Here is an 11,689-nt window from a genome sequence, read left to right as displayed (position 1 = left end):
TTCCTCGAGAGGGAACGCACGTATGAATGAGGAAAAGCTCCGTTACTTTCTCAAGCGGGTCACCGCCGACCTGCATGAGACCCGACGCCGCCTCCAGGAGGTGGAGTCGGAGGACCAGGAGCCCATCGCGATCGTCGGCATGAGCTGCCGCTACCCGGGCGGCGTCGAGTCGCCCGAGGATCTGTGGCGGCTGGTGTCCGGGGGCGGGGACGGCATTTCCGAGTTCCCCACGGACCGCGGCTGGGACATGGGGCGGCTCTTCGACGACGACCCGGACGGCGCGGGCACGAGCTATGTCCGGGAGGGCGGTTTCCTCCACGACGCCAACTACTTCGACCCGGCGTTCTTCGGCATCAGCCCGCGCGAGGCCCTCGCGATGGACCCGCAGCAGCGGCTGCTGCTGGAGACCACCTGGGAGGCGTTCGAGCGGGCGGGCATCGACGCCACCTCCGTACGCGGCAGCAAGACCGGTGTCTTCGCGGGCGTCATGTACCACGACTACGCCTCGCGGCTGCGCGCCGTACCGCCCGGTGTCGAGGGCTATCTCGGCACCGGCGGCTCCAGCAGCATCGCCTCGGGCCGGGTGGCGTACACCTTCGGCCTGGAGGGCCCGGCGCTCACCGTCGACACGGCGTGCTCGTCGTCGCTGGTGACCCTGCATCTGGCCATGCAGGCGCTGCGCAACGGCGAATGCTCGCTGGCCCTGGCCGGTGGCGTCACCGTGATGTCGACGCCCGGCACCTTCACCGAGTTCAGCCGCCAGCGCGGACTGTCCTTCGACGGCCGCTGCAAGTCGTTCGCGGCGGCCGCCGACGGCACCGGATGGTCCGAGGGCGCGGGCATGCTGCTCGTGGAGAAGCTGTCGGACGCGCGGAAGAACGGCCACCGGGTGCTGGCCGTCGTCCGCGGCTCCGCCACCAACCAGGACGGCGCGAGCAACGGCCTCACCGCGCCGAACGGCCCGTCCCAGCAGCGCGTCATCCGCCAGGCGCTGGCCAGCGCCCGGCTGACGGCCGACCAGATCGACGTGGTCGAGGCGCACGGCACCGGTACGACGCTGGGCGACCCCATCGAGGCGCAGGCGCTGCTCGCCACCTACGGCAAGGAGAAGCCCGCCGAACGGCCGCTGCTGCTGGGCTCCATCAAGTCCAACGTCGGCCACACCCAGGCCGCCGCAGGCGTGGCGGGCATCATCAAGATGGTCAAGGCCATCGAGCACGGCTATGTGCCCAAGACCCTGCACGTGGACGAGCCGTCGCCGCACATCGACTGGTCGGCCGGGGCCGTCTCGCTGCTCACCGAGGGCCGCCCGTGGCCGGAGACCGGCCGCCCGCGCCGCGCCGCCGTGTCGTCGTTCGGCATCAGCGGCACCAACGCCCACCTGATCATCGAGCAGCCCCCGGCGCCGGAAGCCCCGGCCACCGAGGACACCGAGGACACCGGGGGGGTGGCGGTTGCCGAGGCACCGCCCCGCACCCTCCCCCTCCTGCCGTGGGTGCTGTCCGGCAAGGGCGAGGACGCGCTGCGCGCCCAGGCCGCCCGGCTGCACACGTACGTCACCGAACGCCCCGACCTGGACCCGGTGTCCGTCGGCTACGCCCTCGCCACCACCCGCGCCGCCCTCCAGGACCGCGCGGCCGTGGTCGCCGGGGACCGCGACACCCTCCTCGACCGGCTCGCCGCGCTCGCGGCGGGCGACCCCGCCACCGGGCTGGTCCAGGGCGCGGAGACCCGGGGCAAGCTGGCGTTCCTCTTCACCGGTCAGGGCAGCCAGCGGCTCGGCATGGGCCGCGAGCTGTACGCGACGTACCCGGCCTTCGCCGAGGCGTTCGACGCCGTGTGCGCCGCGCTCGACCCGCGCCTCGAACGCCCCCTGAAGGACGTCCTCTTCGGGGACGACGCCGCCGCGCTGGACCGCACCGGCTTCACCCAGCCCGCGCTGTTCGCCATCGAGGTGGCCCTGTTCCGCCTGGTCGAATCGTGGGGCCTGAAGCCGGACTTCGTCTCCGGCCACTCCATCGGCGAGATCGCCGCCGCACACGTCGCGGGCGTGCTGTCGCTCGCCGACGCCGCCCTGCTGGTGGCCGCGCGCGGCCGCCTGATGCAGCGGCTTCCGGGCGGCGGCGCGATGATCGCCGTGCAGGCGTCCGAGGACGAGGTGGCGCCGCTGCTCACCGAGCGGGTGAGCATAGCCGCCCTCAACGGCCCGACGTCGGTCGTCATCGCGGGCGACGAGGACGCGGCAGTCGCCATAGCCGCGTCGTTCGAGACACAGGGACGCAAGACCAAGCGGCTCACCGTCAGCCACGCCTTCCACTCGCCGCTGATGGACCCGATGCTGGAGGCGTTCCGCAAGGTCGCCGAGAGCCTGACGTACGACACCCCGAAGATCCCGGTGGTCTCCCACCTCACCGGTGGCATCGCCCCCGCCTCGGAGATCGCCACCGCCGACTTCTGGGTGCGCCACGTCCGCGAGGCGGTCCGCTTCCTCGACGGCATCCGCACCCTGGAGGCCCAGGGCGTCACCACGTACCTCGAACTCGGCCCGGACGGTGTGCTGTCCGCACTCGGCCAGGACTGCCTGGCGGGCGACGAGACCGACCACGTGGCGTTCGTCCCCGCGCTGCGCTCCGGCCGCCCCGAGGCCGAGACCCTGACCACCGCCCTGGCCACCCTGCACACCCGGGGCACCGCCCCCGACTGGGAGGCGTACTACGCGGGCACGGGCGCCGAGCGCGTCGAACTGCCCACGTACGCCTTCCAGCGCGAGCACTACTGGCTGGACGCGGGCACCGCCTACGGCGACGTCTCCTCGGTCGGCCTCGGCACCGCCGACCATCCGCTGCTCGGCGCGGCCGTCTCGCTGGCCGACGCGGAGGGCTTCCTGTTCACCGGGCGGCTCGCGCTGGACACCCACCCGTGGCTGGCCGACCACGCCGTGATGGGCACGGTGCTGCTGCCCGGCACCGCGTTCGTCGAGCTGGCCGTACGCGCCGGTGAGCAGGCCGGATGCGACCTGGTGGAAGAACTCACCCTGGAAGCCCCGCTGATCCTGCCCGAGCAGGGCGGGGTCCGGCTCCAGATCGCCGTGGGCGCCCAGGACGACACCGGCCGCCGCACCCTCGCGCTCCACTCCCGCCCCGACGCGGCCACCGACGACGAGCCGTGGGTACGCCACGCCACGGGCCTGCTCGCGCCGAGCGCCCCGACGGCGCCGTTCGACCTGAGCGCCTGGCCGCCCGCGGGTGCGGAACGCATCGAGACGGACGGCCTGTACGAGGGCCTGGCCGAGGCGGGCTTCGCCTACGGCCCGGTGTTCCAGGGCCTGCGGGCCGCCTGGCGCGCCGACGGCGAGGTCTACGCCGAGGTCGCGCTCCCCGAGGGCACGGAACCGGGTGCCGCGCTCTTCGGCGTACACCCGGCGCTGCTGGACGCCGTGCTCCACACCATCGGCCTCAGCGACCTGACCGAGAACCCGGGCCAGGGCGGCCTGCCCTTCTCCTGGACCGGCGTCCGCGTCCACTCGGTGGGCGCGGACACCGTACGGGTCCGCCTGTCGTCGGCCGGAAACGGCACGGTGTCGCTGGCGCTGGCAGACGTGACGGGCGCCCCGGTGGCCTCGGTGGACCGTCTGGCGCTGCGCACGGTATCTCCGGACCAGCTGAGCGCCCGCCCCGGCGGTGCGGCGGACGCCTTGTTCCGAGTGGACTGGACCCAGGTCCCGCCCCTTGCCGAGCCGGTGTCCAAGGACGCTTGGGTGTCCGTGGGCCCCACCCCTCTGGGCCTCCCCACCTACCCAGACCTGGCGGCACTGGCCGGAGCGGTAGCCTCCGGAACGGCGCTGCCGGAGCACGTAGTGGCGTCCCTGGTATCGGACGGCGCGGCACCCGAAGGCCCGGGTGCGGCCAATCAAGCCCGTCCGGCGATTGAGGACCGGGGTCGAGGGGCGGAGCCCATCGTTTCGGGAAGGGGCGGGCTAGGGGAAAGCTCGCCCGCCACCACGGCGCATCAGGCCACCACCCAGGTGCTGGGGCTGCTACAGCAGTGGTTGGCCGACGACCGCTTCGCGGACTCCCGCCTCGTCCTGGTGACGTCGGGCGCCGCAAGCACCGCCCCCCACGACCCCGTCACCGACCTCGCACACGCCGCCGTCCACGGCCTGGTCCGCTCCGCCCAGTCGGAGAACCCGGACCGCATCGTGCTCGTGGACATCGACACCCACGCGGACTCCCTCGCCGCGCTCCCCACCGCACTGGCATCCGGCGAGCAGGAAGTCGCAGTCCGGCAGGGCACGCTCAAGGCCCCGCGCCTGGCCCGCGCCGCAACGGCACCGCAGGATGAGGCCCCCGAGTGGAACCCGGACGGCACGGTCCTGCTGACCGGCGCGTCCGGCACGCTGGGCGCCCTGTTCGCCCGCCACCTCGTGGCGGAGCGCGGCGTACGCCACCTCCTCCTGGTGAGCCGCCGCGGCGACCAGGCCCCCGGCGCGGCCGAGCTGACCGCCGAACTGACCGAGCTGGGCGCCACCGTCCACTGGTCGGCCTGCGACGTGGCAGACCGCACCGCCCTGGCGGAAACCCTGACAACGATCCCCGCCGCCAACCCCCTGACGGCCGTCATCCACACCGCAGGCGTGCTGGACGACGGCGTGATCGCCTCCCTCACCCCCGACCGGCTGGCCAAGGTCCTGCGCCCGAAGGCGGACGCGGCCTGGAACCTGCACCACCTGACCCAGCACCAGAACCTGAAGGCATTCATCGTCTTCTCCTCCGCCGCCGGAGTCTTCGGCGGTGCCGGACAGGGCAACTACGCGGCGGCGAACGCCTTCCTCGACGCCCTCGCCCAGCACCGCGCAGCCCGCGGCCTGCCCGCCACCTCCCTCGCCTGGGGCCTGTGGGCCGAGTCCGGCGGCATGGCCGGAGACCTGGACGAGGCGGAACTCGCCCGCCTCCAGCGCGGCGGCATCGCCGCCATCACCGCAGCGCAGGGCCGCGAACTCTTCGACGCCGCGACGAACACCACCAGCGACGCACTCCTGGTCCCGATGCCGCTCGACATGGCGGCCCTCCGCACCCAGGCAGGTGTCGGCATGCTGCCGCCGCTCTTCCGCGGCCTGGTCCGTGTGCCACCGCGCCGCGCCGCTCAGGCCGCCGCGGCCGCGCAGTCCGGCGCGCTCGCCCAGCAGCTGGCCGGGGTGGCGGACGCGGAGGCCGAGGCGATCGTCCTCGCGCTGGTCCGTACGCAGGTGGCGGCCGTACTCGGCTACGCCGGGCCCGAAGCGGTGGAACCGCAGCGCGCGTTCAGCGAGGTCGGCTTCGACTCGCTCACCGCCGTCGAGCTGCGCAACCGCCTCACCGCGGTGACCGGCGTCCGGCTCCCGGCCACGCTGATCTTCGACTACCCGACCCCCGCCGCCCTCGCCACCTATCTGCGGTCCGAGGCGCAAGGCAGCACCGGGGCCGACGACACCACCTCCGTAGCCACCACCACCTCACGCAACGACGACCCGATCGCCATTGTCGCGATGAGCTGCCGGTTCCCCGGCGGGGTGGCCTCGCCCGACGACCTGTGGAAGCTGGTCACCGAGGGCACGGACGCCATCACCGACATGCCCACCGACCGCGGCTGGGACATCGAGGCGCTGTACGACGACGACCCCGACCAGCAGGGCACCAGCTACGCCCGCAACGGCGGCTTCCTCCACGACGCCCACCACTTCGACCCGGTGTTCTTCGGGATCTCGCCGCGCGAGGCCCTCGCGATGGACCCGCAGCAGCGGCTGCTGCTGGAGACCACCTGGGAGGCGTTCGAGCGCGCGGGCATCGACCCGGCGACCGTGCGCGGCAGCCGGACCGGTGTCTACACCGGCGTGATGTACAACGACTACGGCACGCTGCTGCACCGCGCGCCCGACGGCCTCGAAGGCTATATGGGCACCGCCAGCTCCGGCAGCGTCGCCTCGGGCCGGGTGTCGTACACCTTCGGCCTGGAGGGTCCGGCCGTCACTGTCGACACGGCCTGCTCGTCGTCGCTGGTCACCCTGCACATGGCGGTGCAGGCGCTGCGCAACGGCGAATGCTCGCTGGCGCTCGCGGGCGGTGTGACCGTCATGGCGACCCCCGGCACCTTCGTGGCCTTCAGCAAGCAGCGCGGCCTCGCGACCGACGGCCGCTGCAAGCCGTTCGCGGCCGCCGCGGACGGCACGGCCTGGGGCGAGGGCGTGGGCATGCTGCTCGTGGAGCGGCTGTCGGACGCCCGTAAGAACGGCCACCCGGTCCTCGCGGTCGTCCGCGGCTCCGCCATCAACCAGGACGGCGCGTCCAACGGCCTCACCGCGCCCAACGGCCCGTCGCAGCAGCGCGTCATCCGGCAGGCGCTGGCCGGGGCCCGGCTGTCCGCCGCCGAGGTCGACGTGGTCGAGGCGCACGGCACCGGTACGACGCTGGGCGACCCCATCGAGGCGCAGGCGCTGCTCGCCACCTACGGCCAGGAGCACACCGAGGACGAGCCGCTGTGGCTGGGCTCGGTGAAGTCCAACTTCGGCCACACCCAGGCCGCCGCAGGCGTGGCGGGCATCATCAAGATGGTCAAGGCCATCGAGCACGGCGTCCTGCCGAAGACCCTGCACGTGGACGAGCCGTCCGCGCACGTGGACTGGACGGCGGGCGCGGTGTCGCTGCTGACCGATCAGCAGGCATGGCCGGACACCGGCCGGCCGCGCCGCGCCGCCATCTCCTCGTTCGGCATCAGCGGCACCAACGCGCACACCATCATCGAGCAGGCGCCCGTCGAGGAACCGGCGAAGCCCGATCGGACGCGGCAGCCGGGCCCGGTGCCGTGGGTGGTGTCGGCGAAGAGCGAGGGGGCGCTGCGCGCCCAGGCCGAGCGGCTGCTGACCCTCCTCACCACCGACGACGGGCCGCGCCCCGCCGACATCGGCTACTCGCTGGCCACCACCCGCGCACCCCTGGACCAGCGCGCCGTGCTGGTGGGCACGGACCGTGACGACTTCACCGCCACCCTGACGGCACTGGCCCGGGGCGAGGCGGCGCCGCACCTGATCCAGGGCACCGGAACGGCCGACAAGACGGCGTTCGTGTTCCCGGGGCAGGGCTCGCAGTGGGCGGGCATGGCGGTGGGGCTGATGGACGCCTCGCCGGTGTTCGCCGCCCGCATCCACGAATGCGCCGCCGCGCTCGCCGAGTTCACCGACTGGTCGCTGGTGGATGTGCTGCGGGGCAAGGAGAACGCGCCGTCACTGGAGCGCGTCGACGTGGTCCAGCCGGTGCTGTTCTCGGTGATGGTCTCCCTCGCCGAGCTGTGGCGTTCGCTGGGTGTGCGGCCCTCCGCCGTGGTCGGCCACTCGCAGGGCGAGATCGCCGCCGCGTGCGTGGCCGGGATTCTGACCCTCCAGGACGCCGCACGCGTGGTGGCACTGCGCAGTCAGGCGATCGGCCGGGTGCTGGCGGGCAAGGGCGGCATGGTGTCGCTGGCGCTGCCCGTATCCCAGGTGCGGGAGCGGATCGCGGCGTGGGGTGAGGAGCGCATCTCGGTGGCGGCCGTCAACGGCCCGTCGGCCGTGGTGGTCTCCGGTGAGCCGACCGCGCTGGACGAGCTGCTGGCCTCGTGCGAGGCGGACGCGGTCCGGGCGCGCCGCGTCCCGGTGGACTACGCCTCCCACTCCGCCCAGGTGGAGCTGCTGCGCGACGAACTCCTCACGCTCCTCGCCCCGGTGCAACCACAGCCTGCCCAGGTGCCGTTCCTCTCCACCGTGACGGGGGAGTGGGTCGAGGGCCCGGAGCTGGACGCGGAGTACTGGTTCACCAACCTCCGTCGCACCGTCGAACTCGAAGACGCCATCCGCCGCCTCCTCGACGAAGGCTTCGGGGCCTTCATCGAGTCCAGCGCCCACCCGGTGCTGGCGATGGGCGTCCAGGAGACGGCCGAGGACGCGGGACGCGCCGCGGCCGCGATCGGTTCGCTGCGCCGCGACGAGGGCGGTCTCGACCGCTTCTGGGCATCCCTCGGCGAGGCATGGACCCGCGGCGTCCACGTCGACTGGGAGGCGGTGTTCGAGGGCACCGGTGCCTCGCGCGTCGAGCTGCCCACGTACGCCTTCCAGCACGAGCGCTACTGGATCGAGGTGCCCCTCTCGGTGGGCGACGTCGCCTCCGCCGGGCTCGGCGCCGCCGGGCATCCGCTGCTGGGCGCGGCCGTCGAACTCCCGGACTCCGACGGCTTCCTGCTCACCGGGCGGCTCTCCCTCCAGACCCACCCCTGGCTCGCCGACCATGCCGTGTCCGGCACGGTGCTGCTGCCGGGGACGGCCTTCGTGGAGCTGGCGATCCGGGCCGGTGACCAGGTCGGCTGTGGTGTGCTGGAGGAGCTGACCCTTGAGGCGCCGCTGATCCTGCCCGAGCGCGGCGGGGTCCAGCTGCGGCTGACCGTCGGCGCTCCCGACGCGGAAGGGCGCCGGATGCTGGAGGTCTACTCCCGCCCGGAGCCCGGCGCCGACCAAGGCGACGCCTCGGAGCACGCCTGGACCCGCAACGCGGGCGGTGTGCTGGCCTCCGGTGACGCCGCGGACAGCGGAGAGGGCCTGTCCGTCTGGCCGCCCGCCGATGCCGTGGCGCTCGACGTGGACGACCTGTACGAGCGGTTCGCGGCGGGCGGCTTCGGCTATGGCCCGGCGTTCCAGGGGCTGACGGCTGCCTGGCGGCGCGGCGAGGAGGTCTTCGCCGAACTCCGCCTGCCGGGCAAGCAGCACGCCGACGCCGCGCTGTTCGGGCTCCACCCGGCGCTGCTGGACTCCGCGCTGCACGGCGTGGCGCTCGGCGACTTCCTGGGCGCCGAGGCCGCGGGCGTACGGCTGCCGTTCTCCTGGAGCGGTGTCACCCTCCACGCGGCGGGCGCCACGGCGCTGCGCGTACGGATCGCACCGGCCGGGTCGGACGCGGTGGCCCTGACCGTCGCGGACGAGAACGGCGGCGCGGTCGCGTCGGTGGACTCCCTGGTGCTGCGGCACATCGCGCCGGAGCAGCTGCGGGCGGCCCAGGTGACGTACCACGACTCGCTGTTCCGGCTGGAGTGGGCGCCGGTGTCGGCCCCCTCGGCGGCCCCCGCGGCCGTCCGCTGGGCCCTGGTCGGCCAGGGCGCCGTGGACAACGGCACGGACGCCTTCGGGCTCGTCCACGCGCTGGAGGCCACCGGTGCCGAATGCGCCGTCTTCCCCGACCTGGCCGAGCTGGCGGCCGTGGTGGCTTCCGGCAGTCCCCGGCCGGATGTCGTCCTCCTCCCGCTGACCGGTCCCGCCGGGGGCGGTGGCGGCCATCTGGCGGAGGGTGCCCGGCTGGCCACGCACGCCGCGCTGGAGAGCGCGCAGTCGTGGCTCGCGGAGGAGGTCTTCGCCGGGGCGCGGCTGGCGTTCGTCACCCGGCGGGCGGTCGCCACGTCCCCGGACGCCGAGGTGTCCGACCTGCTGCACGCGCCCGTATGGGGGCTGATCCGCACCGCCCAGACCGAGAACCCGGACCGGTTCCTGCTGCTCGACCTGGACCATGAGGGGACCACGGCCGACGCGCTCATGGCGGCCGTGGCCGGGGGCGAGCCGCAGCTCGCCGTCCGCGAGGGCGCGCTCCACGCGCCCCGCCTGGCCAGGGTCGCCACCCAGCGGAACGAGGACCCGGCGCCGGAGGCGGGGTTCGACCCGGACGGCACGGTCCTGATCACCGGCGCCACCGGTGTCCTCGGCGGGCAGCTCGCCCGCCATCTGGTGGCCGAGCGCGGCGTACGGCATCTGTTGCTGGGCAGCCGTCGCGGGCAGCGGGCGGCGGGCATGCCGGAGCTGGTCGACGAACTGACCGCGCTGGGCGCGCGGGTGAGCGTCGCGGCGTGCGATGTGGCCGACCGCGAGGCGCTGTCGCAGCTGCTGGCCGAGGTGGATCCGGCGCATCCGCTGACCGCCGTCGTGCACACCGCCGGTGTGCTGGACGACGGGCTGCTGTCCGCGCTCACCCCGGACCGGATCGACACGGTGTCCCGGCCGAAGATGGACGCGGCGCTCCATCTGCACGAGCTGACCCGCGATCTCGACCTCGGGGCGTTCGTGCTGTTCTCCTCCGCCGCCGGCACCTTCGGCGCGCCGGGGCAGGCCAACTACGCCGCCGCCAACGCCTTCCTGGACGCCCTCGCCGCGCACCGCCGCGCCACCGGGCTGCCCGCGCTCTCGCTCGCCTGGGGCCTGTGGGAGCAGCGCAGCGCGATGACCGGTGACATGGCGGAGGCGGATGTGCAGCGCATGGCCCGCTCCGGGATGGCGCCGCTGTCCTCGCGGGACGGTCTGGAGCTGTTCGACACGGCGTGCGCGGTCGGCGGTGAGACGGTGCTCGTGCCGCTCCACCTGGACCTCGCGCCGCTGCGCGAGCAGGCCGTCGAGGGGGCGCTGCCCGCCGTGTTCCGCGGACTGGTCCGGGCCCCGGCCCGGCGGCGTACGGCCTCCGGCGCACCGGCCGACGCCGGTGGCCCGTCGCTGGCGCGGCGGCTGGCCGGGCTGGACGCGGCGGAGCGGGAGAACGTCCTGCTGGACGTGGTCCGTACGCAGGCCGCCGCCGTCCTCGGCTTCGCGGACGCGGACGCCGTGGGCGCCACCCGCGGCTTCCTGGAGCTGGGCTTCGACTCGCTCACCGCGGTCGAGCTGCGCAACCGCATCAATGCCGTCACCGGGCTGCGGCTGCCGCCGACGCTGCTGTTCGACCACCCGACGCCCGCGCAGGTCACCGGGCAGCTGCTGGAGGCCCTGGCGCCCGAGGTGGCCGCCGAGGGCGGTGCGGAGCCCGGCACCGCGCGCGAGAACGCGGCGGGCGGGGAGCCGTCGGACGTGTTCGGCGCGATGATGCGGGAGGCCGGACAGCTGGGCAGGCAGGAGGAGTTCACGCGGCTGCTGATGGACGTCTCCCGGTTCCGGCCCTCGTTCGGCAGCGCCGCGGAGCTGCGCAAGGCGCCCGCGCTGGTGCGGCTGTCGCGCGGTGAGACGCGGCCCGCCGTGGTGTGCTTCTCCTCGATCCTGTCGATCGGCGGCCCGCACCAGTACGCGCGGTTCGCCGCCGGTTTCCGCGGCGAGCAGGACGTCTGGGCGCTGGGCAACCCCGGTTTCGTCGCCGGGGAGCAGCTTCCGGCGCACCCGGAGGCGGTGATCGAGGCGCAGGCCGCCGCGGTGCTGCGGCAGACCGACGGGGCGCCGTTCGTGCTGCTGGGGCACTCCTCGGGCGGTGTGCTGGCGCACGAGGTGGCCGCGCGGCTGGAGAGCACCGGGGTCTTCCCGGAGGCGGTCGTCCTGCTGGACATCTACTCGCACGACCGGGACGCCGCCGTCGGCCTCCAGCCGGGGCTGAGCGCCGGGGTGGACGAGCGGAGCGCGAGCCATGTGCCGGTGGACGACACCCGGCTGCTGGCCATGGGCGCGTACTTCCGGCTGTTCGGCGAGTGGCGGCCGACCGAGGTCAAGACGCCGACGCTGCTGGTCCGGGCCGGGGAGCGGCTCTTCGACTGGTCCCGCGGCGGCGACTGGCGGTCGTACTGGGAGCTGCCGCACACCGCGATCGACGTGCCGGGCAACCACTTCACGATGATGGAGGAGCACGCCGGTACGACGGCGCGGGCCGTCCGGGACTGGCTGTCGGGCTGACGGGCG

General features: G+C 74.2%; 1 protein-coding gene. It reads left to right on the top strand.

Features of this window, described 5'->3' with window-relative positions:
- Positions 1-22 precede the first annotated feature (22 nt).
- Positions 23-11,683 (top strand): type I polyketide synthase, encoded by an 11,661-nt coding sequence (locus HYQ63_RS15600; RefSeq protein ID WP_179934361.1) that lies wholly within the window; start codon positions 23-25, stop codon positions 11,681-11,683.
- The last annotated feature ends 6 nt before the right edge of the window (positions 11,684-11,689 follow it).

This window comes from Streptomyces sp. Rer75, assembly GCF_013414305.1.
Classification (GTDB): domain Bacteria; phylum Actinomycetota; class Actinomycetes; order Streptomycetales; family Streptomycetaceae; genus Streptomyces; species Streptomyces himastatinicus.
This window is presented reverse-complemented; position numbering and strand designations above follow the sequence as displayed.

Excerpts from the sequence above, each read along its gene's own strand:
- HYQ63_RS15600 (WP_179934361.1), top strand. The coding sequence starts at position 23 with ATGAATGAGGAAAAGCTCCGTTACTTTCTCAAGCGGGTCACCGCCGAC.